The following is a 20,443-nucleotide window of genomic DNA, read 5'->3' as shown; positions in this document are numbered from 1 at the left end:
TTCGGCGTGACCGCCCAGCACGGCCCCGGCCCCGCTGCCGATCCAGTTCAGGACGTTGTCCGGCACCGCCGACACGAGTTTGAGCGACATGTACACCGCAGTCGTCAGCGCGACTGTGTAGAGCACGGCACCGGCCAACATGCGCAGCAGTTCAAAGAACCCACCGCCGCCGCTGGTCGCACCGAATGCCGCGTCGAACATTTCTTGCACCCACTTGCCGAACACCGGTTCAAGCGTGTAAGCGCCGACGATGCCCAGCGTGATCAGGACCGGGCGAAGCGACAGGTCCAGGATCAGCATCAGGCCCTGCTTCTGGCTGCCGATGCCGTCCGTGCCGTGCCCTTGACTCAGGAACGCGACGGCCCACAGCGGCACGGCGACAAGGCTTTCGAAGAGCATCACCAGCCAGCCAAACACCGCCGCGCTGACGATGAAAAACGGCATCATGGGCAGCACAAAACAGAGGAATAGCGCCGGGGTCAACAGCATGAGCAAAATCACGGTGAACAGGCCGGAAAACAGCGACATGGCTGCGCTCACGCCGTTGCCGACCCAGGGGATGGCGGCCAGTTGGCTCAACGACATGGCGGCCACGCCCGCACCTTCCACCGTCGTCACCAGGCCCTGCCCAATGTCGTACGCGTTCATCAAAGGGTCTTGCGTCGAACTGCCATTGAGCGAAAAGCCGTGGCCCGCGAACAGGTTCACGACCTTCGCAAAGTTGTCATCGCTGTTCGCCGTCGCCCCGCTCTTCGCCGATGCCTGCGCGTCCGCTTGGTCGAACATCGCCGCGGTGTTCTTCACGTCAGCGTCAGCCTGATTGTCGAACCAGGCCAGCAGTTTGGACGTGCCCGCTTTCATGCCATCGATGCCCGTGGGCACGTTCGCCGCTGCAGCGGCCACGTCGGCTTTGGCCCGGACCAACACCGTGTATTGCGCCCCGGCCATGGCGAACCCGTCCGCAGCCATTTTGCTGGACAGGTTGCTGTTCGACATCGCGGCCAGGAACGCGCTGTTGGCCGTGCTGTTGACGGTCGATGCGTAAGCCGATACTGCCGACGCGATCGTCGCGTTCAACGTTGCGGGAGGGATCGCGGCCGAGCCGGCGCCGTTGTTGACGATCTGTTTCGCCAGATTGTCCGCAGCCGTCTGCATCGTCTTCAGGGCCCCGATATGCGCCGCCTCGATCACCGGGGCTGCGCTCGCAACGCTGAGCAGTGCCGAGGCCGTCTGGGTGCCCGCGGTGCCCGTGCTCGCGGGCTTGCCTTTGAGCGTCGCCGTGACCGTGCCGCACGCCGACGCGGCGTCGTCGCCCACAGTGCTGCCGAACGTGTAGCCGACGGTGCCGGCGCCGTTGGCGTCGAGGTTGCTGAACCAGTTCGTGCCGACGGACCCGACCAGGTCACCGCCGTTTGCCCAGTTGTCCGTCGCCTGCTGCTCCGCGTTCCCCCGTTGGTAAGTTCCGCGAATGCTCTCGTAGCATACGTTGCTCAAGACGAGCGCTCGAAAGAGCGATCGTGCTTTAGCGTCGAGCGCCGGGCTGGTGTACGTCGCCGAGACGGTCGAGTAGTTCGACAAGTATTGACTCCACGTCGCGTCAGCGAGCCCGATGCCTTGCGTCGCGAGCCAGAGCACGATCAACTGGGCCAGGCAAAAGCCACCCTTGACCGGCAGGATCAGCGCCGTACCGACGATTGTCCGGATCGGCATCCACATGGAACTCATGTTGCGGCCCATCATCTCACCGTCGTGCGCCGTGGCCATGATGCCAGTGACCATGACGTACGCCGCGAGCAGGCCGCCCAGCGACAGTATCGCTGTGTTCAAAATCAGGAACAGGCTGCTGAACGGACTGGTCGACGCGTCGGCACCACCGCCGAGGAGCGGCATGACGTTGACCATGAGCCAGTCGGTCGATGGGGGCGTCCAGATGTCCGCGGCGTGCGCGTTGCTGACGAACAGCAACGCAAAAACGGCCAGCGGCCCGGCGAGGGATTTGAAGAAGTAGCGGCGCATTGTGGCCTCATGCAGGTTGTGAAAGAGCGAGGGTGGTCACCCGAAAAAGCGTTGGTGCCAACACCAGTACTATCAAAAACCCGAGCGGAGTCCAGCGCCGATGGTCAGTTTTTCGCGGTCCACGGACGAAAAAAAAGCGGCCGTAGCCGCTTCGCGATGCCGTGTTATACGGCTTTGTTTAAGTTCGCAAGGGGCCGAACGATAGGCACAAACGCAACGCCTTGAGCGGGCCGGTTGCAAGCCAGCCGAGCGCCACGATCGCCAGGCCGTAGTAGTTTGAGCCATGATTCACCACCTGGAAGCCGCAGGCCGCCATCGCGATGGCATACACAAACAATAGAAAGAGCAAGCCGCTCACGCCACCGCGTCGCACGCGCCCGTCGCTGGTCGCTACGGCGTAGACTGTGGGCGATCCGAGCACGCGTTGCACGCCGAGGGCCACGGTTTCACCAGGGTTCAAGTAACTGCCCAGGCGCGGGGAGTAACGCAAGCCCCGGATTTCCCGATCGCCGATTTCGGCCACCGATCGAATGGTCCAGCCGTACCTGTCGGTGCGACCATTGCCCAAAAGTTTTACACGTCCTTGAACTCGCATCTGTTTCCCCTGCTCTCTGTAGTGTTGGTGCTAACGCGATCAGTACAGCACGTTCGTCGAAAAACTCAAGTTGTTCTTCATCGCTGCGCTTGGGTGGGCCGTGGGGCCGCGGAACTGCGGGACGTGTCGACGTTCTGCTGCGTGTTGCCGGTGCCTGGTCATCGCTTGCCCTCGTTCCGTTGTTGAGTTGTGCGCTTTGGAGCCTGCCGTGACGCATGTGCAGGCAAGCAGGACAAGACGGCAAGGGGTCGACGAAAGCCGCACGCCCGCATCACGGGATCGGGTGCCCGTCGAAGCAACGCGCGCCCTTGCTCGGGCTCGGACGGTATGGGTTATGCGTCGAACAACGGCAGGTTTGAGCGCACGACGGTGGACGGAAACGAAGCGACCAGGCAACGGCGTGGGAACACGCAGCAGGCCGGTCGTAGGAACGGACGGCGGTTTGTTTTTGGTATGTATGCTTGTAGCAAGCGCGCAGCGAAGCGCGCTCAAAACCTGGACGGCTGCGCCGTCCGGGCGACCCGCTGACGCCGTTGAGCCTCCGGCAGCAGCGGGGTCCACGTTCACTCGTCGTAGTCGTCGTCCTCGTCGTCGGTGCCGTCCTCGCGGAGCCCGTCGACGATGCGCACGCCGGCGAAACGCACCGGGCCGTCGGCCTGCGAAGCGGTCACGCGGAGCAGTTCACCGTCCCACGTCATCCATGCCGGGATGCTGTAGTGGAACGTCTCGAACACCGCCTCGTCGCTTTCAAGCAGGACTTCAATGTAGTCGTACCAGTCGTCCTTGGCCGCCTCCAAGGCGTCGAGGTCGTTGGCCTCGATCGCTTCGCGCAGGCGCACGAAGTACGGAAAAGCGTGGCCCGGCGCCCACTCGAGAAGGTGACGCGCGGCATCGCTGCTCGCGAGGTCCAGCGCTGTCTTGCCGTCGGCGTCCTGCACGGTCGGGTCGATGGCGATCAGAAGCATTTCACGCACGGCATCGGGGTGCCCGTTGATCGCCGCCAGGTGCAGCAGGCTGCGGCCCTGCTCGTCGCGGAACGTGCGTGCGCCCGGCGCGGTGCGCAGGCTTGTGTAGCGGGGATCGCCGGCCGTGATCGCTGCTGCGAGCGCGTCGACGGTAGGCTTGGTCGTGTCGGTGGTCATCGTTGGACCCTCTCTTTAGGTACGGGACTCGAAGTTTAACCAGGGCTGTTGACAGCCTGGGGAATGTACGAGAAGTTGATACAAACAAACATACATACCAACAAACACACCATGCAACGCCATCCCATCCGCTCAATCTAGAGGAGTACAGACTATGATGTTTTCATGTTCCGTTTGGAGCCCCAAGGGCGGCGTCGGCAAATCGACGCTTTCGATCAACCTGGCGGCACGCCTGGCCCTCGAAACCTCGCGCCCTCGTGTGCTGCTGGTCGATCTCGACGCACAGCAAAGCGGGCGCACGTGGGCCGCGCAAGCGAAGCAATGCGGGCATGTGGTGCCGTTCGACGTGGCCGCCAACGATGCGAACGCGGACCGCTATGACATCGTGATTTACGACCACGCGCCCGGCATGCTGGACGCCTCGGCGCTGAAAGGTCAAATCACGCTGATGCCGGTCCTTCCCTCTTTTTTCGATGCCGTGTCCGCCGTGAAAGGGGAGGCGGAACTGCGCGCCAAAGGCCGCAAGGTCATGCTTCTGCCCAATCGCGTGGAAACGAGCCACGCGAGCGATGTGGCGTTCCTTGCCGGCTTCGTGGGCAAGCCCTACGTCAAGCGTCGCAAGGCGGCCTACCAGGCCACCGTGGCACGGGGCCTGTCGATCTACGCCGACGGCAGCGGCATCCGTGGCTTGAAAGAAGCCCGGGCCGAACTCGATCGGGCGGTCGACTCGCTGCTCGACCTCGCCGCGGCCTAACCCCCTTCCTAACCCCCTTCCCCTTTGACGATGGAGACGATGATGGAAACTGGCATGAACTCGCTGGCCCGACTGGTGGCCAAAAAGCCCGAACAGAACCTCATGGCCGCTGCGGCCGGTGTCGCAGACGTGGCGTTTTCATCCGCCGCGGAACCGACGGAGCGGCCGTACTTCAACCTGCGCACCGTCGACCGGGCGACCGGCGACAAGGTGGTGACGTGCAAGGCGACGATCGGCGGCCGGGACGCCGCTGCAACGCAGGTTCGAATCCCGCACGCGCTGCGCGATAAACTGGACAAGTACACCAGCGGGCCGGCGACGGTCGTGCTCGTCGCCCTGGCGGACGCGATGCTCGACCAGTTGCTGGCGAACGGCCAAACGTTGCACGTCGGGAACGCCGACAAGTGAGCGCCGGTGGTGAACGTAAAAAAAGCCCCTGAAGACAGGGGCTCTTCTGTTGGTGCGTTTGTTTGTTGATACATACAAACAAACACACAAATCATGCATCAGATTACGGGTATTGCTGCCGGGCGTGCACCACGTTCAAGATTTCGATGAACGCGGGGCAAACGCGGTAGATGATGATGTAGTTTGGGTGGACCACGATTTCGCGGGTGCCGGTGACACGGCCCAGGCGGTACAAGTACGGGTGCGCGGGCAGGTTCGAGGTCGCTTGTTCAATGTCGCTCGCCAGGTCGTCGGCCGCGAACGGGTTCAGTTCGGCGATGTCCGACAAGATTTTGTGTAACCTGAACCGCGCTCGGGGCCGCCACTCAACCGGCAGCATTCTTGCGCCCGGCTTTCCGTTCGGCCAGCATGGCCCGCATGTCGGCCATCACCTGGTCGTGCGGAACATTCGGGGTCGGATCGTCGAGCGACGCTTGCACTTCCGCGCGGAACCAGCGGTCGTACGCCTCGGCTTCTTCAGCCGTGGCGAACTCTGACTCGATCGGGGAAAGGTTGGCGTTCATGAGGATAGTTTACTCCTGGGTGGGTGGCCGCGCTGAAAAAAGTAAAACGGCCGGTGGTGGATGGGGCGCGGTGCGCCCCGGAGGTTGATCAATCGCGCGGGGCGACGCTGTGGCCGCTGCCGCACATGGCGCTGTACCCGTCGTCGTGCGTCACGAAGTACCGGCCGGCGGTGGCGCTCTTGCGGACGGCCAGCACGAATGAATGCTTGTACAGCGCTTCGTTCACCTCGTCCTGGATGTTCCGATTGTTCCAGCCGTGCAGGCCGGTGAGGCGCGTGCGCCACAGGGCGCCGGTGCGGTACTGCTCGACCGTGGGGCATTCCAGGCCGTCGGCGTCGAAGTTGCCGCGAAAACGGCGGTACACCGCTTCGCACGCCCGGGCGATGGCCGCGTCGGAATACTCCCGGCTGGTGTGCACGCTGTCGGCGCCCATGTTCACGCGTTGGAACCCGTCCGGCGTCGTGGTCATGTGGTGCACGGAGCCTTTGTAATCGATGCTGCCGTCGAAATACGAACCCTCGAAAACGCTCACCACCGCATCGACCTGCTTCGTGTTCGGGCCGTCCATCCACCGCACGCTGATGCTGGCGCCCATGCTGTACGTGGACGATCGAACGCCAAACTTCACGCCCGGGAATGCTTCTTTGAGCGCTGCGCGCACGAGTTTTGCCGTTTCAGCGCAGGACAGGTAGCGCGTTTGGGTTGCGGTGGTCATGGTTCAGGCTCCTGATTTCTTTGTGCGTTGGTGTGTTTGTTCGTTTGTTTGTTTGAACATCACTGCAGTTGGGGGAGCCCGCCGTTGAGGGGGTTGCTGTTCGTGCGGTTCTGGCCGGTCGCGTTCATGGTGGTGCTCCTTGTTCGTTGAAGGTCTGCTGTCGGTATCGCCCGGCGCATGAACAGACCGGGACGCTCGCAAGAGCCAGGGGCACGACAAAGCCGCAGCCCGCGCAGCGGGACCGGGTGCCGGCGTGCGCGAAGCGAACCCTTGCTCTGGCTGCGAGCGTTTCGGGCTATGCGTCGACCGGGTGGCGATGCCGGCGGCTTTTCAACGCGCAGGGGTGCGAACGCGATCGGTCGTGGGAGAACCGCACGGGCCGTTTGGGGTGTTGACGTGATCGCTTGCCGTTGTTACGTTGGTTTTGTCGACGCGCGAGGTCGACGGTTGAGGTGCGATGGTCAAAGGCCGGCGGATGTTCGCCGGCCTTTGTTCGTGTGGTGCGAAGGGAAAGAACGGGCGGCTTGCGCCGCCTTGGCCCGCGCTGGCGCCCGTTGCCTGCGGCGTTAGAGCCTGGCCCGGTGCGGTGCTGGTTCGGTTGCGGTGAACGTGGCGCCCGGCGGCACGTCGATCCGTGCTCGCTCCTGGCGAGTCCGCCCGTCCCTCACGACGATGGTCTCCCCGACGACGGTGGCGCGCACGATCAGCACGTCGGCGAACACGTCGGTCCAGTCGCCGTCAGGGCGACTGAGCGTGTCGAACGGGACGTTTCCCTCGATCGTCGACAGCCAAAGCACCTCGGAGCCTTTGAGGCGCACGGCGTGGACGGTCACGCGGTCGGTGTTGCCGTTGGGTGCATACAGGCACGGCGGTTTCATGGCGAGGTCGCACACGTCGACGTGCGTGCCGATCGGGACGCCGATGGGCAGGTGGTCGATCCAGGCCTGGCCGGACCGGTCGATGGTCAGGCTGGGAGCCGCGTGGGCGGACAGGGACAGCAGGATCGTGGTGAGGACAGCAAGGTGGCGAAGCATGGGCGGTTCTCCGGTCGACGGCGCCGGGCGGCGCCTGTACCGGAACGCCCGCACGTGAGGCGGGCACAAGGTGGAACGTTAAGCAGTTTGGGTTACAGTCGCGACCGTCGCGCGATGGGTGCCGTCGGGGCCTCGGCCTCGGCCACGGCCTGGCGAAGCGCCGCCCGCGCTTGCTCGATGCGCAGCGCCCGCAGTTCGGCCGCGTCGACGAGCCGGCTTGGCAGTTCGCCTCCCAGGAAGTCGAAAAAATCAGCCAAATCATCCGGCCATTCCACAACCTGCTCAGGCAAGCGCCCGTCCCGATCCCGGACTGACGGGTCCGCCCCGGCCGCGATCAAGGCTCGGGTCATCGCCATACCGCGGGACCAGACTTTCAGCGCTTCGATGTGCAATGGCGTTCGACCTTCGCCGTCCCGTCGGTTCACATCGGCCCCGTGTTCGACCAGCCATGCAAGGCAAGCGACCTCCCGATCCAAACCTTTCGCTCGTGCGAGCAAGTGGTGCAACGGCGTGCGCCCCTCCTCGTCCGCTGCGTTCACGTCGCCCCCGCGCGCCACCAGCCGGTCGATGGATTTTTTCTCAACCCTTCCACGATGGAACGTGCGAAGCAAGGTTTTCGTGGCTTCGGTTCGATTGATCTGTTCGGTCATGGTCTCCTCTTCACAGCCTACGGCGGGTGGTGGCCTGTGCGGTGCGGCTCGCTGCCATCGCCGCGTCGGCCGCCTGGCCCAGTTCGGTGGCCTCGGCCGCGGCTTCGCGCAGCACCGTCCGCTCGCGCCCGATGCGCTCGGCGAGCAGGAACGCGCGCAACGCTTCGCCGGCCGGGCCACCACCGTCGTGGGTGAACGGCGATCCGTTCAGGTCGATGCCACCTCGATCGCGCAGCAGGCGAAGCATCGCGTGCTGATGGACCTCTGTAGACGTGGCGACCTGCCGGAAACGTGTCCACCAGAGCGGCACGGCGACCGTGCCGGTGGGTCGTGCGATCCACGAATGCGACCGTTTCAAGGCTTCCGGCGCGGTCTCGTCGATCCACGCGCCGATGGTTTCGAGGGATGCGTTCATGGCGACCTCCATCACAAGGGAGCCGGCGGCTCCCTGTACCGCCCTGACCTGCCGTCAGGCAGGCACCGGGTCGGACGGTGGGCCGTGCGTCAGTTCGGCGTGGCCGGCGCTTTGCGGAAGCCCTCGTAAGCGGCCAGCCAGCGACGCGTGAACGAGACGAGGCCACTGGCCGTCACGTCCAGCCAGTGTTCCGTGGTGTTGTCGTAACCGGGCTGACGGCGCAACCAGGCGAGCGCGCGCAGTTTCAGAATGGTCATGTCGGGCGCGACGGTGGCCGTGCGAAACTGGATTTCTTCCTCGAGGAACCGGGCGTGCAGGGAGAGGCCGGCGGTCGACTGGACCGGCTGCGGCACGGGGCCGTCGTCGCGATCGAGGTTTTCGTCCCGGTCGTTGAAAGCGATGGCGGTTTGGGTTGCGAGTGCGAGGGTCATGGCGATGTGCTCCGGTGAACAGGCCGGGCTGGCCTGGTACCGCCCTGACCCGCACGTCAGGCGGGCACTGGGTGGACGTTGGCGCGGGAGCGGTCAGTAGGACGGGAAACGCCTGCCGATTTCGAAGGCGTTCGGAAGATGGCCGACTTCCGCCAACAGCCGTTGGTGGGCGTTGCGACCGCTGCGATCGGGCGCGTACATTTCAGCGCCAGCGCGAAGCAGTTGACGGCAAATCGTCCGCGAGTCCTCGTGGTCGTCGCGTGCGAGGCCCATTGCGGCGTGGTGCAGCGGCGTGCGGTCGTCGTCGTCCTGCGCGTTCACGTCTGCCCCCGCCGCGATCAGGTCGGCAGTCAAGGAACGGTTGCCCAGGCGTGCGGCGTGGTGCAGCGCCGTGCGTCCGTCCGCGTCTTTCGCCTTCACGTTGGCACCGATCGCGAGCAGGTCGATCGCAAAGCGGGACTCACCGCGCAGAACCGCGTAGTGCAGAAGGCGATTGCCAGTGGCGTCTTGAGCATCGACGTACGTGCCGGCGTCGAGCATGGCCTGGCGGGTGGGCAGTTCGTCGCTGCTGCCGTATTTCACCGTTTCGAACAGTGGGTCGAGAATGAGTTTGCTGACGGACATGGCGGGCTCCTTGTAGCGGACCGGGGATCGGTCTGTACCGCCCTGACCCGCACGTCAGGCGGGCACTGGGTGGACGTTGGCGCCGGAGCGGTCAGTCGATCGCCATACCGTGCGCTTCTGCGATGGCCCAGAACATCTCGTTGCGCGTTTGCAGTTCCGCCACGCCCTCGTTACCCCATCCCGCGATCACTGCCATGTGCATCAACTGCTCGGCCGTGACGTGATGGTCGTCGGCCACGTTGCGACGTTCGGCCTCGCACGCCACTTGGTACTCCGGCTGCTCCTCGGGCTCCGACGTGTCGAACGCGTCGAGCCGGTCGGCGTTCTCGTCGCGCCAGTCGTCGCACCACGCCTCGATGGCGTTCGTCCAGTCGTCGTGTGCGGCGATTACCGTGGCGAGGTACCCGGCGGGCAAGCCCGCAAGGGCCGTGAGTGCACGGTCCAGCGCGGCCCGCTCGTCGAGGTCGTTCATGCAGTAAGTGTTCAGATAGAAGTAAGTCATGGTGCGGTTCTCCAAGGTCGTAAACGAAAAGAGCCCGTGGGGTCACGGGCTCGAACGATGGGCGCGGTGTGCGGCGCTGATGTAACCAATAAAACTCCAGCGCGCCAAAGTGTCAAGCATTTGAGCAACAAAAAGTTGGGCGACGGTGGGCGCTGCGGAACGCCAACGCCGCCCGCCCGGTCGTTAGCCCTTTGCCTTGGCGATCACGGCGGCCATCGCTGCGTCAAACGTTTCGAACTCGTGCTGCTGCTCCTCGGTGGCTTCCACGAACACCACCGGCGCGGACGGCTGGCGCGGTGCTGGCGCGGTCAGCGAACCACGGACCGGGTTGATACCGTCGACCCGGATGGGGGCGCACTGCACCCGCTTGCCCTCGACGCGCACGCGCTCGTCGGGGCCGATCGGCTGACCGTGCTTCTCCTGGAACAACTTGCTCACACGCATCCAGAACGCGGTTTCCGTCACCGGGTTCTTGTACCCGGCGGCGATCATGGCCGCGACATACGACTGGTACACGGCGCTCTTGCTGGTCATCGCGCCCTGCTCCGCCGGCACCATCTCGGCCTCGCTGAACCAAAAGTACACCGGGTCCGTCTGCACCTTGATGCTGTGCGCCAGGTCGCGCACGGCCAGCGGTGCCTCGGACGGCGTGAGCAGGCGGCCACGGCGCACGACACGCTGAGCACCGGTGAGCAACCAGGAAAACACGTGGAACCGCTCGGCCGGGTTGTTCAGGATCAGACTCTCGAAGTCGAGCACCACGTCCTTCGTGTCGAACCGGCCCGTGAACGGGATCGGGTACGCCCGGCGTTCGAAGCCTTCCGTGTGGTCGGAACCGCGCAACGGCCGGTTCAGGCTCACCACGATCGAGCAGACCGGCACGAACCGCTTGGGCTTGCCATACTTCTGGTCGACCAGTTGCGGATCGCGCGACGCCCACTCTTTCAACAGGTCCGGGTCGCACTCGGTGGCCTCGTTGATGGTCACGAGCGTGGCCCCCATCAGCGCCGACGGCTTGAAGTTGTGCTTGAAGTCGCTGAAGCGAAACGGCACGGCTTTGTGATGGAACGACGCGATCACGGCCTGGGCCGTCGATTTGCCGTTGCCGCCGGAACCGTAGAGGTAATAAATGCGCTGGAAGTTGCGATTGGTCACGAGCGTGGCGCCCATCGCTTCCTGGAAATACGCCTGCGTTTCCGGGTCGGGCAGCGCCTTGTCGAGAAAGCCCTGCCAAAGGCTGTCGGCCGGCAACGGTGCGGGTTCGAACGCACCGCCGGACTGCACCAGCGCCTTCGGCATCATGATCTGCACCGCCGACCGGGTCTTGAAGTCGGGGCTGGGCTTGTGCACGGTGATGTTGCCGGCGGCGTCCATCTGCAGCACGCTGTTGTCGGTCTGAATCATGACCGGTCCGATCTCTTCCGCAACAATCGGTGCTTCCTCGGCGTCCGGGTCTTTGTCCAGGAAGTTCACGAAGTCGCTGGTGGGCGGCGTGAGCGACCGGCCGTTTTGCGGCACCGCCATCGTGGAGCGCAGCGCGTTCACCATCCGCTCCGCCCTCTCGTTGCTGTAATGCTTCGGTTCGTTGTCACGCAACCAGTCCTTGGCCTGCTCGACCATCACCGCGTCGGGCACCATGGCCCAGTACACCTTGTTGTACCGGTAAAACACCTCGTCCTCCGGGCCGCCGACGCGCAACCCCGGGTTTTTCATCTGCTCGTCAGTGAACCGCATCTCCGGCGATGCGTCGCTGTCGTCGCGGACCTCGGCTTTGGCGCGTCCGGCACCCTTGCCGCGACCCTTTTTCGCCTTGACGCCGACTTGCTCCGGGTCCGGGCTCGCCGCTTCTGCGCGGGCAGCGGCCTTGACGGCGTTGAAATCGAGCACCGTTTTGCCGGCGGTCGGGCGGTCCTGCGCCAGACGAGCGATAATCGCGGGGCGCGTGCGAGCGGGCGTGGTGGTCGACATGTTCGGCTCTCCTGCCATCAAACGATATTGACGAGGCCGTTCAGTCTGGTTAACCTGGTGACTGAACGTGCGGTGCTTTAGCGGGTACGGCGTTCTTCACAAACGGCGCTTGCAGGCGCCGTTTTTCCTTTTCAGGCGGCAACGCTGCCGCTCGACTCCGGCAAGCCAAGCGGGCAAATCGTCGGGTCTTTCACGTACGACGCGATGAAGAACCGCAGCACGTCGACGGCGCGGGTGTCGCGCGCTTCGGTCGCTGCGTTGAACTCGTCGAGCAGCCGCGAGGACAGGCGCAGGGCGAACGTCGCGTCCTTGCGGCTCTTGATCTTCCTGGGCTTCGTCGTGGTGGCGGTCATGGCAAATCCTCCGGCGGTAAACGAAAAAAAGCCCTCCGGGTTTTGAGTCCGGAAGGCTTCTCGGTCATGGCCGCGCGCGGCGGCCCAAGGTTGAACGTCGTGCGCGGCTGCGCTGGCTACATCTTCAATAAACCAGGTACGGCTGGACCCGTCAAGCATTTGTGCAACAAAAAAGCTCGCGGCTCGGCCGGGAAAGGCCGTCGTGCGCTCGATGCGTTCGGCGGTGGTGCGGATGGTGGTCATGCAAAGGCCCAAACGGCAAGGAAACGACCCATGGCGGGTCGGCTTTCCGCGTCCTGCGCCGGGCGGCAGGCTGCTCGCGGTACGTCCTTGCCTCCAGCGTCACATCGTGCCGGTGGCTCTGCATCATTAAAATTTTCCGCTCAAACCGCGACCCCGTCAACATCCGCGGACCCTGGGTTCGGCGCTTGCGCCACGGGCGTCAGCGGGTCGCCCGGACGCGCCAGCGGCCCAGGATTTTGACGTTGGTGCTGGCGGCGGTTTTCCGGTGGCGAGCGTCGAGCCTGTCCAGACCTGGCGGCAAAACCCCGCTGAACGTCTGGACAGCGCAAACCCATGCTGGGCAAGGCTCTGATCGGTCCTGTCCAGACCATGTTTCAACGTCTGGACAACGTCTGGACAGCGGAAACCCTTACCCCATAAGGCTTTAAGAGATTTGTCCATACCTTGAGGATGAATACGATGAAAAGACGTAGGAGAATGTTTGTGGTTGGTGTGGTGTCACGGTGCTGTCCGTACGCTCATGGCAGGGCGGTACGCACATTCGTACAGAAACTTTTTGCGTTTTCGGCCCCCAACGTCTGACCAGCCGCCAAACCCATGCTGGGCGTGGGTTTGCGCTGTCCATACGGGAGAAACCGCCCGGCAACGTATGGACAGTGTCGTGCGCTGGGCTGAACGCCTTGCCCGGCAAGGGTTTCCGGCCGTTCGACGGCAAGCCGTCGTCGGTGCTTTTTGCAACGTATGGACAGGCTGCAAGCCTTGCCAGGCAAGGCTTTTGCCGGTGTTGTCCATACGTTGGGCCGATTTCGGCCCGATCGGCCGTTTCTGATGGGTTTTTCATGCTTTTTGTGCGTCGTCCGTGCGCTGGCGCGAACGTCAAAATCCCGGGCCGCTGCGCGCCCGGGCAACCTGCTGATGCCCGTGGCCGGCGGCATGGTCTGGTGGCCGGCGTGGACGTAAAAAAGCCGGGCGATGCCCGGCTGTGGTGGTCCGTGGTACAGCGATCAGGGCTCGATGCCCTCGGCCATGGTCAACGACGGCAACGCGGCCAGGCGTTGCGCCCTGTGCTGAAGATCGTTCACCGCGTTGCGGTTGCGCGTCGAGCATGGGATGGTCATGCACCGCCCGTTTTCCGCGACGATCTTGGCGTGCTTGCGCCGCCCTTTGTCGTGGTACGTCCATCCCTGCCGGACAAGTTTCGCCACCGCCTCGTTGATCTCTTTGTTTGAGCTAAAAATAACGCGTGCCATGCAAAACCTCCGTTCGCTGGGTTGAGAACGTTCGCCCCGGATTGGACGAACGGCCCCGACGAACGGGCGGTGTGCCGGGCTTGCCTCCCGGCGGGTCGCGTGTGGTGCTGCTGGTACGTCTGCTACCAGTCGGGTCCAACGTCAAGTTTCAGAGCCGCGAGCGCGAACGCATCGCGACGGGCGCCCCGTCAGCGTCCTGCGCGTCGCGCAGCACCCGGCGTTGGTGCTTGATGATCAGTTCCTTGAGCGCCTGGCGGGTTTCCGGTTCGACGAAACGGCCCGGCGTCACGGTTGCCGGATCGGCTCCGGCGCGCACCAGCGCGCGCATCGCCAGGGTGTGGTTGCAAGACACCGCTTCCGCCAGCACCGCCTTGGTCGGCTCGGCCCCGCTGTCGAGCAACGCCCGCAAAATCCGCACGTCGGCGCGGAGCCCACCGTGGTCGCGGTAATCGCTCTCGTACCGCGTGTCGTTTCCGCACATCACCGTGAGGAACAACGGCGTACCGCACTTGCCGGGCGCGTTCACGTCCGAGCCGGCCTCGATCAAGGCCCGGACCGCGTTCGGGGCAAGACGACGTGCGGCGGTGTGGAGTGGTGTTTCGTCGTAGTCCGTGCGGGCGCTGATGTTGGCCCCGGCCGCGCAGAGCGCGCGCACGGTGTTCGCGTTGTTCTTCCACGCCGCGACATGCAACGGCGTGTCGCCCTCGGCATCGGGTGCGTCGATCCGCGCGCCGTACTTCAGAAGCGTGCGAACCATGGTCGCGCTGCCCCATCCGGCGACGGTGTGCAGGGCGGTGCGCCTCGTGTCGTGATCCTCCGTGTCGCCGTTCGCGTTCACAAGTTGGCAGGCGCATTCGGTGGCGTTGACGGGGTAACCGGCCTCGAGCAGCGCCTCGACGCCGGCTTCGAAGCGCAGATTGGCCGCGGTATGGAGGTATGACCCGAAGCCCGTACCTCCGCCCAACGGATTGGCCCCGCAACGCAGCGCTTCGCGCAGCAGGTCGATGCTTCGCCGGTGGACGGCGTATTCCAGCCATTCGTTCATGGTCGTGGGCGTGTTCATGGCAATGGCTCCTTGTTTAGATGGCGTTGAGGGTCATGAGCATCGCGAACGCGGCGTCGAACGGCAGCAGGTTCAGCACAACGCATTCGGGGCGTTCTTGCTGCACCTGTTTCGCCGCCGTCATCAGGTCGGTCCCCGCGACCGGCTTGGCCTTGTAAAACTTGCTTTTGCCACGGTTACGCACGTCGCCAGGCACGCAGAAGTAGACCTCTTTGCGCATCGTTTTGCGCATCCGTGCCTCGTTGTCCGAGGCCATGACGATCGTGTCGATCACAGCGTCAACCTCGAAACGGCTGCCCCAGCGCGGTTCCACGGTGGCGAACCAAGCCCGCAACGCTTCCTGTTCAGCCACATTGCTGAACATCACGCGCATCGCGCCTCCGTCGCCGAACTCTTGATACGTCGCGATGTGCACGCTGTTGCGATACAACGTGCCCTTGTACGCCCATCCCCGGCGGCCTTCGGTGATGCGGCCGGTCTTCACGGTGTAGTGGTCGTTGGTGCTGAACGTCGTCGTTGTTGCTGCCTGGTTGCTTTTGCTCTTGCGCATGTGCTTCTCCGTTGGTCCTGCGGTGGGTTGAGTGCCCCGACCAACTCGGGCCTTTCGATGGGCGTGCCTCCCATCGGGTCGCGGAGAAAGCGCCGTGGCGCTGGTGTTGCTGTTAGGCGCGGCCGGCCGCCTCGTTTGCCTCGGCCAGCGGCCAAAGCGCGTGGTAAAACTCGGTGCCGGTCATCGCCTGCGTTTCATCACTGCAGACCTCCAGGTACGTCCGGTACATCTGCGGGCCGTTCCAGTTGATGGCCTCGTGCGTCACCGGGCCGTCCCACACGTCAGCCAGCCAGCGCTCGAAATCAGTCATGGTCGAAGCCCTCGAACAGCGACGCGTCGAGTTCGTCCGACGAGCCGGCCGTGTCGCGCAACATCGCCTCGGCCACCGCGCTCGCCGTCGGACGTTGCCGCGGTTGCGGTTCGTCCCAAGATGCCGGGTAGCCGTTTTGGTCGCGAAAATCGCGGTCGGTGTCGACAATCACTGGCCCGTACTCCTCGTCATCGGGCTGCAGCATGAACGCGGCCACCCGCGGCGCCAGACGCTTCATGTGGCTCGCGCGGAGGCCGTCGTGCCCGAGGTATTGCCTGCTGTTGCTCACCGCGTGCGTCAGTTGCGCCTCGGTCACGTCGTACTCTGCCACGAGGTCGGCCAGCAAACGCTGGGCGAACGCGGTGTACCCGGGTTGCTCCTCCGGCAGGCCGGCTTCGGCGTTCCGGGCGTACGTCCAGTCGAGGCACCAGCGGGCCGTCGAACTGCTGTACGCACGCTCGGCGGCGATCACGCGCTCGACCATCGCGGCGTCGGTGGGCAACGCGGCCAGCGCGGCGCGGGCGTGCACCACTTCGGCGTCGGACGGGTCACGGCCCTCGGCGATCAGGCGTTCGGCGGACAGCACTCGCAACTCGTCGAAGCCGACACGCCCCACGAGCCGGTCGATGTCGTCGGCGAAAGCGATCGGGTTGCGGTCCACGTCGTGCGTCGTGGCGAGCGCGCTCATGGTCTCGTCGGCGAACGCACGGTACATCGCGTTGTCCGACGGGAACGGGTACGTGCTGGCGTTTTCGCACCAGTCCTCGCGCCATGCCGTGCAGGCTTCGTCGAGCGCCTTGTGCGCGGCGAGCACACGATCGAACGTTGCGGCGTCGAGGCTCGCGAGAATGAACGCGTCGACGTATGCGTGGTTCATCGTGACGCACGTGCCATGGCGCTCGATCAGGTCGTCGTAGCGGCCGGCCCCCAGCACAATGGCCGCCGCTTTGACCATCGCCCCGTCGACGCCAAGACTCGCCGCCAGTTCGGCCGTGATCTCGGCCTCGGCCTCGGCCAGTTGTTCGTCGTCGAACTCGTTGTAGAAAATGCCCGCTTCCAGCGAACTGGTCAGCATCTTGAGCGGGAGCGCGGCGAGCATGGCGATGGCTTTGCCGACCGGGTCGAGTTCGGCGCGGCGTTGATCAAGCAAAGCCAGCGCGTCGTCGCCGTCGTTCATCAGCGCGATGGCGTGGTCCAGCACGTCGGACGTGATGCCGTATTCCCCGGCGATGCCCGCACGCGCCTGGTCGCAAAACGCCTCGTAATCCGGCGTGTTTTGCGCCTCGTCCCGGAGGTCGTCGCGCTCCTCGTCGTCGTCCGGGTCGTCGGCGTTGTCCGCGATCCAGTCCTCGATCCATTCGTCCTGCGCTTCGTTGTACGCCCGGTCCGCACGGATCGCGCGTTCGGCGGTGTCCTCGTCCAGCGCGGCGAGGGCGTTCAGGGCTTCGTTCGTTGCGTGGTCGATGTTCATGTGTAGTAGTCCTCAAGGGTGTGATAGGTGGTATCAAACAAACATACAAACAAACGTATCAGTGCAAGTTGGTGCCGGCCGACGCGGCGTAGGATGGGGTGTCAACGCGGCAGTCGAACCCGATCTGATCGCCATAGGCCACGGCCTTGGCGTTGATCGTCTCGCCTTGAATGCTGTCGTCGGGCAAGCCTGCGATGTTCAGGATCGCGCTCAGCATCGGGAACACGTCGAAATCGTCACGCCCTTTCAGGTCAACTGCCAACAGCATGAACTGAAAGCCGGTGAGCGCCGGGGTTTCATCGTTCAAGGGCTGGCCCTCCGCCGCCCATGCGGCGACGGCGAGGTCGATGGTGTCCTGCGCCCGGTGCTCGGCCCGAGCCAGCGTAGCCACGAGGTCGTGGCGGTTCTTGGCGCAACGCTTGGAGCGGTGCAGGTACAGGGCGCGGCGTTCGGCCTCGTCAAGGTCCGGCGTTGCGAGCGTCAGCAGGCCGTACGCGATCGTGCCCTCGCGGGCCACGGGCAGGCTTTCGTCGAACTTCATGAGGGCTTGAACGACCGCCATGCGCAACGGAAGAGGCAGGGCGATCCAAAAGATGACCTCGATCGGCAGGCAGGTGATCAGCGAGTAGACGATGGGGAACGGAAAAAACTCGTCCAGCAACGCCTTGCGGGTTTTTTCGTTGGCTGCGTCGTGGGGGTTACGGTATTGCATGGCAAGGCTCCAGTTCATGCTGTCGAGGCGCCATGCCCATTTGGACATGGCCGCACCACGGGTGTGGTGGCCCCTCGACGAACTAGGAGCAGGTTGCCGGGCTTGCCTCCCGGCGGATCGCGTAAGGTTACAACCTGCGGTCAAGGACCGCATGGGGTGAAATCGTACGCCAGGCTTTTGGGCTTTGTACAGCGTTTTTTTTCGCGGGGCGCCTAGCGACCCAGGAACGTTCGCCGACGATCAGCCGGCGGCGTTGAGCATCGCGCGCAGTTGTTCGAGCATCGCCGGGTCGGACGCAGCCCGGGTTTTCAGCGCCGCGATCAGCGCCTCGGCCTCGTCGGGCTTCTTGGGTTGCACCAGTCCGGCGGCTTCGAAAATGCGCCGCTCGTGCGCTTCGTAGACCGGTCGCAGCATGTTCAGTTTGCTTTTGATCCCGATGTAGGACTGGGTGATGTCGGCCTTCTGGTCGGCGTGGTTCATGGCGATCTTGACCAGGCCAAAGCTCTGCGTGCCGTCGATCATGACGGACTCGGCGACGGACCCGGCAAAAGAGCGCCGGAGGTCGTGCATCGTGATCTTGAGTTTCGCCTCGGCGTCGCCGATTTCGAGCGCACCGGCCGGCTCGACCAGGTGCAGGCCGCGCCGTTCGGACGGGAACACCCATTCCGGGTAGTCGATCGCTTCGCCCTTGGCGGCCCGCCTCACGTCGCGCCCGCGGGGCGTTTCGTTGTGCGCTTTCAGGTCGCGCAGCATCCTGGCGCACCCGTCGGTGAGGGGAAAAACGTGCGTCGAGCCGTTTTTTGTGTCGACGAACGACACAGTTTTCCGCTCGAAACTGATGTCGCTCCACCGAAGTCCCGCCGACTCGCTGCGGCGGGCGCCCCACGCCAGGGACAGCAGGATGTAGTCCGCCATGACCCGCTTGGTCCATGGCCGACGGCCGGTCGGCGTCGTGCGCATCGCGGCGATGGCGCGTAGCCATGCCTGGCTTTGCTCCTCGTCGGTGTGCAGGGCGTTGGTCCGGCGCTTCGTCACGGGCAGGCTGTACGTCTTGAGGTACTCGTCGAACGGGTTGAGCGGCGGTTCCTCGGCCGACGACATGCGCGCCCAGGCGGCCCGCGTGTAGCGCCAGCATTTCAGCGCGGTGGTGCCGCTGATGGTGGTGGTGAGTTGGTCCATCATCGCTTTCAGGTCGTCGCTGGTCACGTCGTCGATCGGCAGGTTCCAGACCTTGGTTTTCTCGCACCACTGCGCCACGTCGCGCCGGTCGCGCAACGTGCCGGGCGCGTCCTCGGCGGCCTTGCGCTCGGCGTCGCGTTTGACCACGAACCCGAACGTGAACTTGTCCCGTTCGTACCGGGTCGCGGTAGCCTTGCGGGCGTCCTTGACGATGTGGTTCGGGTCGATGCCCTCGGCCATTTTTGCCAGGGCTTCGGCCGCTTTCTTCTGCGCGTGCTTCAACGCGGTGGCGGGGAACTCGCCGCACGGGAACCGGCAGGGCTTGCCGGCCAGTTTGCGCTCGGCGTAAAACACCCGGGCCTTGGCCGTCACGCGCAACGAAAAGCCCTTCATGAGCGCGTCGCGCACGAAATAGTCGGTCATGCCGGCGGGCACCGGGGCGGTGATGATCGTGCCGGACGGTGATACGCCCACGGGCCGCTGCTCGAACGGCAAGCGGGCGATCTGGATCAGCGTCTTGTCGCTGAAGGGGATTTTTTCAATCGTCATCGCTGGGGTCATCGCCTTGTCCTGGGTCGTTTTTGGTGTGGGAATCATACCGGCTTTTGGCTCCCCCTTGGCTCCCTTTCGATCCCGGAATACCCCGTAAAACCCCGTGCTATCGCCTATTTATTGAGCAACGCACCTCTCCATTGCAAGGCTCGATGTTTCAATGTAATCCTTTATTTTCAATCACTTGCAGCGTTTTCAAGGCGTGTTGTACGTCCGTTGGCGGACTGCCTCTTAATCCGTAGGTCGAGTGTTCGAGTCACTCACGCCCCACCAGGAATTCCGAAGCCCGGTTAGCGAAAGCTAACCGGGCTTTTTCCTTTTCCGCCGCCGCACTCGCGGCGCGCGCCCTGTCGCGGTACGCCACCGCACGCCCGTTCCGCATCGTTTCCGCTAGAATCGTCCGACAAATATCACACGACCGGCGCAGGCACTGCCGTTTGCCCGCCGGCACTGAGAGAACATGGGACGTCAGACATGGAAGCATGTAACCGAGACGCGACCATTCAGAGAGCCTGGTTGCGCCGATATCGGCGAGTCCGTCGAGACACGCCACTCCCCCGATCACGCCGGAATCCACAGTGCGACGCACGAACCGGATCCGGTCATGCCGGGTAAGGACGCGCTCGTCGCAATCGCGCTCGGCGCCGTGCTGCTCATACTGGCAGGCGTGCTCGCCGTCACGACCGGCCAGGCGACCAGCCACCTGGTCCGCACGCCGGGCACCGTCGTGCGCATCGTGCAGGACAGCGACGCGATGCGCGCGTATCGGCCGATCGTCGCGTACCTCGCGAACGACGGCCAGCGCCGCGAAATCGCCGGCAATACCGCATCGACCGTCCCCGCCTACGACATCGGCGAGAACGTCGAGGTATGGCTCGACCCCACCCACCCCGACCGCCCCGCCCTGATCGACGATTTCACGCAACGCTGGTTTCCGGCGGCC

Annotated in this window: 24 protein-coding genes; 3 read left to right on the top strand and 21 right to left on the bottom strand. The window is 64.5% G+C overall.

Going from position 1 to position 20,443, the window contains the following annotated elements:
* The 3 genes from JYJ84_RS10630 to JYJ84_RS10620 all read right to left on the bottom strand — a co-directional run.
* A partial coding sequence (locus tag JYJ84_RS10630; RefSeq protein ID WP_205189182.1) for a DotA/TraY family protein occupies positions 1-2,016 on the bottom strand: 2,016 nt, incomplete at its 3' end.
* Between the two features lie 178 nt (positions 2,017-2,194).
* Positions 2,195-2,611: a hypothetical protein gene (locus JYJ84_RS10625; protein WP_205183660.1), complete on the bottom strand. Its 417-nt coding sequence runs from the start codon at positions 2,609-2,611 to the stop codon at positions 2,195-2,197.
* Positions 2,612-3,174: 563 nt separating this feature from the next.
* Positions 3,175-3,753, bottom strand: coding sequence for an ankyrin repeat domain-containing protein (locus tag JYJ84_RS10620; protein WP_205183663.1), 579 nt, complete (start codon positions 3,751-3,753; stop codon positions 3,175-3,177).
* A gap of 154 nt (positions 3,754-3,907) precedes the next feature.
* Between JYJ84_RS10620 and JYJ84_RS10615 the strand changes: the two genes are divergently transcribed.
* Together JYJ84_RS10615 and JYJ84_RS10610 are read left to right on the top strand one after the other, a co-directional pair.
* Positions 3,908-4,507 carry a ParA family protein gene (locus tag JYJ84_RS10615; protein WP_205183666.1) on the top strand — a complete coding sequence of 200 codons (600 nt, stop codon included), beginning with the start codon at positions 3,908-3,910 and terminating at the stop codon, positions 4,505-4,507.
* A gap of 54 nt (positions 4,508-4,561) precedes the next feature.
* Positions 4,562-4,915 (top strand): hypothetical protein, encoded by a 354-nt coding sequence (locus tag JYJ84_RS10610; RefSeq protein WP_205183669.1) that lies wholly within the window; start codon positions 4,562-4,564, stop codon positions 4,913-4,915.
* Between the two features lie 103 nt (positions 4,916-5,018).
* Here the strand turns inward: JYJ84_RS10610 and JYJ84_RS10605 are convergent, their stop codons facing one another.
* The 18 genes from JYJ84_RS10605 to JYJ84_RS10520 all read right to left on the bottom strand — a co-directional run bounded on the left by JYJ84_RS10605 (position 5,019) and on the right by JYJ84_RS10520 (position 19,509).
* Positions 5,019-5,243, bottom strand: a complete 225-nt coding sequence (locus JYJ84_RS10605; protein ID WP_307872098.1) for a type II toxin-antitoxin system RelE/ParE family toxin — start codon at positions 5,241-5,243, stop codon at positions 5,019-5,021.
* 37 nt (positions 5,244-5,280) lie between these two features.
* Positions 5,281-5,478: a stability determinant gene (locus tag JYJ84_RS10600; protein WP_205183675.1), complete on the bottom strand. Its 198-nt coding sequence runs from the start codon at positions 5,476-5,478 to the stop codon at positions 5,281-5,283.
* 88 nt (positions 5,479-5,566) lie between these two features.
* Positions 5,567-6,193, bottom strand: a complete 627-nt coding sequence (locus JYJ84_RS10595; RefSeq protein ID WP_205183678.1) for an LPD29 domain-containing protein — start codon at positions 6,191-6,193, stop codon at positions 5,567-5,569.
* Positions 6,194-6,759: 566 nt separating this feature from the next.
* Complete coding sequence (locus tag JYJ84_RS10590; RefSeq protein ID WP_205183681.1) at positions 6,760-7,227, bottom strand: hypothetical protein; 468 nt, start codon at positions 7,225-7,227, stop codon at positions 6,760-6,762.
* 92 nt (positions 7,228-7,319) lie between these two features.
* On the bottom strand, positions 7,320-7,877 hold the full coding sequence (locus JYJ84_RS10585; RefSeq protein ID WP_205183684.1) for an ankyrin repeat domain-containing protein: 558 nt from the start codon (positions 7,875-7,877) through the stop codon (positions 7,320-7,322).
* Between the two features lie 10 nt (positions 7,878-7,887).
* Complete coding sequence (locus tag JYJ84_RS10580; protein WP_205183686.1) at positions 7,888-8,304, bottom strand: hypothetical protein; 417 nt, start codon at positions 8,302-8,304, stop codon at positions 7,888-7,890.
* Positions 8,305-8,381: 77 nt separating this feature from the next.
* Positions 8,382-8,723: a hypothetical protein gene (locus tag JYJ84_RS10575; protein WP_205183689.1), complete on the bottom strand. Its 342-nt coding sequence runs from the start codon at positions 8,721-8,723 to the stop codon at positions 8,382-8,384.
* A 93-nt stretch (positions 8,724-8,816) separates the two neighbouring features.
* Positions 8,817-9,347: an ankyrin repeat domain-containing protein gene (locus tag JYJ84_RS10570; RefSeq protein WP_205183692.1), complete on the bottom strand. Its 531-nt coding sequence runs from the start codon at positions 9,345-9,347 to the stop codon at positions 8,817-8,819.
* Positions 9,348-9,438: 91 nt separating this feature from the next.
* Positions 9,439-9,819: a hypothetical protein gene (locus JYJ84_RS10565; RefSeq protein WP_205183695.1), complete on the bottom strand. Its 381-nt coding sequence runs from the start codon at positions 9,817-9,819 to the stop codon at positions 9,439-9,441.
* 213 nt (positions 9,820-10,032) lie between these two features.
* Positions 10,033-11,817 carry a DUF5906 domain-containing protein gene (locus JYJ84_RS10560; protein WP_205183698.1) on the bottom strand — a complete coding sequence of 595 codons (1,785 nt, stop codon included), beginning with the start codon at positions 11,815-11,817 and terminating at the stop codon, positions 10,033-10,035.
* Positions 11,818-11,948: 131 nt separating this feature from the next.
* Positions 11,949-12,413 (bottom strand): hypothetical protein, encoded by a 465-nt coding sequence (locus tag JYJ84_RS10555; protein ID WP_205183700.1) that lies wholly within the window; start codon positions 12,411-12,413, stop codon positions 11,949-11,951.
* A gap of 1,004 nt (positions 12,414-13,417) precedes the next feature.
* Positions 13,418-13,663: a hypothetical protein gene (locus JYJ84_RS10550; RefSeq protein ID WP_205183703.1), complete on the bottom strand. Its 246-nt coding sequence runs from the start codon at positions 13,661-13,663 to the stop codon at positions 13,418-13,420.
* A 148-nt stretch (positions 13,664-13,811) separates the two neighbouring features.
* Positions 13,812-14,726, bottom strand: a complete 915-nt coding sequence (locus tag JYJ84_RS10545) for an ankyrin repeat domain-containing protein (RefSeq protein WP_205183706.1) — start codon at positions 14,724-14,726, stop codon at positions 13,812-13,814.
* Positions 14,727-14,742: 16 nt separating this feature from the next.
* Positions 14,743-15,276, bottom strand: coding sequence for a hypothetical protein (locus tag JYJ84_RS10540; RefSeq protein ID WP_205183709.1), 534 nt, complete (start codon positions 15,274-15,276; stop codon positions 14,743-14,745).
* A 112-nt stretch (positions 15,277-15,388) separates the two neighbouring features.
* Positions 15,389-15,586 carry a hypothetical protein gene (locus JYJ84_RS10535; RefSeq protein WP_205183713.1) on the bottom strand — a complete coding sequence of 66 codons (198 nt, stop codon included), beginning with the start codon at positions 15,584-15,586 and terminating at the stop codon, positions 15,389-15,391.
* The gene (locus JYJ84_RS10530) at positions 15,579-17,057 is read right to left on the bottom strand and encodes a hypothetical protein (RefSeq protein ID WP_205183716.1); all 1,479 of its coding nucleotides are present in this window, start codon (positions 17,055-17,057) and stop codon (positions 15,579-15,581) included. Before JYJ84_RS10530 ends, JYJ84_RS10535 begins: the two co-directional genes overlap by 8 nt.
* 58 nt (positions 17,058-17,115) lie before the next feature.
* Positions 17,116-17,817 carry a hypothetical protein gene (locus JYJ84_RS10525; protein WP_205183719.1) on the bottom strand — a complete coding sequence of 234 codons (702 nt, stop codon included), beginning with the start codon at positions 17,815-17,817 and terminating at the stop codon, positions 17,116-17,118.
* Between the two features lie 192 nt (positions 17,818-18,009).
* Positions 18,010-19,509: a site-specific integrase gene (locus JYJ84_RS10520; protein ID WP_205183736.1), complete on the bottom strand. Its 1,500-nt coding sequence runs from the start codon at positions 19,507-19,509 to the stop codon at positions 18,010-18,012.
* Positions 19,510-19,960: 451 nt separating this feature from the next.
* On the opposite strand from JYJ84_RS10520, the gene JYJ84_RS10515 reads away from it, so the two are divergent.
* Positions 19,961-20,443, top strand: a 483-nt coding sequence (locus JYJ84_RS10515; RefSeq protein ID WP_205189181.1) for a DUF3592 domain-containing protein, incomplete at its 3' end; no start/stop codon positions are given.

Source organism: Burkholderia sp. LMG 13014, from assembly GCF_905232215.1.
Taxonomy (GTDB): domain Bacteria; phylum Pseudomonadota; class Gammaproteobacteria; order Burkholderiales; family Burkholderiaceae; genus Burkholderia.
The sequence above is the reverse complement of the archived record's forward strand: the minus strand, read 5'-3'. Positions and strand labels throughout refer to the sequence as shown.

Coding starts and splice junctions, on each gene's coding strand:
- JYJ84_RS10625 (WP_205183660.1), bottom strand. CDS start 2,611: ATGCGAGTTCAAGGACGTGTAAAACTTTTGGGCAATGGTCGCACCGAC.
- JYJ84_RS10620 (WP_205183663.1), bottom strand. CDS start 3,753: ATGACCACCGACACGACCAAGCCTACCGTCGACGCGCTCGCAGCAGCG.
- JYJ84_RS10615 (WP_205183666.1), top strand. CDS start 3,908: ATGATGTTTTCATGTTCCGTTTGGAGCCCCAAGGGCGGCGTCGGCAAA.
- JYJ84_RS10610 (WP_205183669.1), top strand. CDS start 4,562: ATGAACTCGCTGGCCCGACTGGTGGCCAAAAAGCCCGAACAGAACCTC.
- JYJ84_RS10600 (WP_205183675.1), bottom strand. CDS start 5,478: ATGAACGCCAACCTTTCCCCGATCGAGTCAGAGTTCGCCACGGCTGAA.
- JYJ84_RS10595 (WP_205183678.1), bottom strand. CDS start 6,193: ATGACCACCGCAACCCAAACGCGCTACCTGTCCTGCGCTGAAACGGCA.
- JYJ84_RS10590 (WP_205183681.1), bottom strand. CDS start 7,227: ATGCTTCGCCACCTTGCTGTCCTCACCACGATCCTGCTGTCCCTGTCC.
- JYJ84_RS10585 (WP_205183684.1), bottom strand. CDS start 7,877: ATGACCGAACAGATCAATCGAACCGAAGCCACGAAAACCTTGCTTCGC.
- JYJ84_RS10580 (WP_205183686.1), bottom strand. CDS start 8,304: ATGGAGGTCGCCATGAACGCATCCCTCGAAACCATCGGCGCGTGGATC.
- JYJ84_RS10575 (WP_205183689.1), bottom strand. CDS start 8,723: ATGACCCTCGCACTCGCAACCCAAACCGCCATCGCTTTCAACGACCGG.
- JYJ84_RS10570 (WP_205183692.1), bottom strand. CDS start 9,347: ATGTCCGTCAGCAAACTCATTCTCGACCCACTGTTCGAAACGGTGAAA.
- JYJ84_RS10565 (WP_205183695.1), bottom strand. CDS start 9,819: ATGAACGACCTCGACGAGCGGGCCGCGCTGGACCGTGCACTCACGGCC.
- JYJ84_RS10560 (WP_205183698.1), bottom strand. CDS start 11,817: ATGTCGACCACCACGCCCGCTCGCACGCGCCCCGCGATTATCGCTCGT.
- JYJ84_RS10555 (WP_205183700.1), bottom strand. CDS start 12,413: ATGACCACCATCCGCACCACCGCCGAACGCATCGAGCGCACGACGGCC.
- JYJ84_RS10550 (WP_205183703.1), bottom strand. CDS start 13,663: ATGGCACGCGTTATTTTTAGCTCAAACAAAGAGATCAACGAGGCGGTG.
- JYJ84_RS10545 (WP_205183706.1), bottom strand. CDS start 14,726: ATGAACACGCCCACGACCATGAACGAATGGCTGGAATACGCCGTCCAC.
- JYJ84_RS10540 (WP_205183709.1), bottom strand. CDS start 15,276: ATGCGCAAGAGCAAAAGCAACCAGGCAGCAACAACGACGACGTTCAGC.
- JYJ84_RS10535 (WP_205183713.1), bottom strand. CDS start 15,586: ATGACTGATTTCGAGCGCTGGCTGGCTGACGTGTGGGACGGCCCGGTG.
- JYJ84_RS10530 (WP_205183716.1), bottom strand. CDS start 17,057: ATGAACATCGACCACGCAACGAACGAAGCCCTGAACGCCCTCGCCGCG.
- JYJ84_RS10525 (WP_205183719.1), bottom strand. CDS start 17,817: ATGTCCAAATGGGCATGGCGCCTCGACAGCATGAACTGGAGCCTTGCC.
- JYJ84_RS10520 (WP_205183736.1), bottom strand. CDS start 19,509: ATGACCCCAGCGATGACGATTGAAAAAATCCCCTTCAGCGACAAGACG.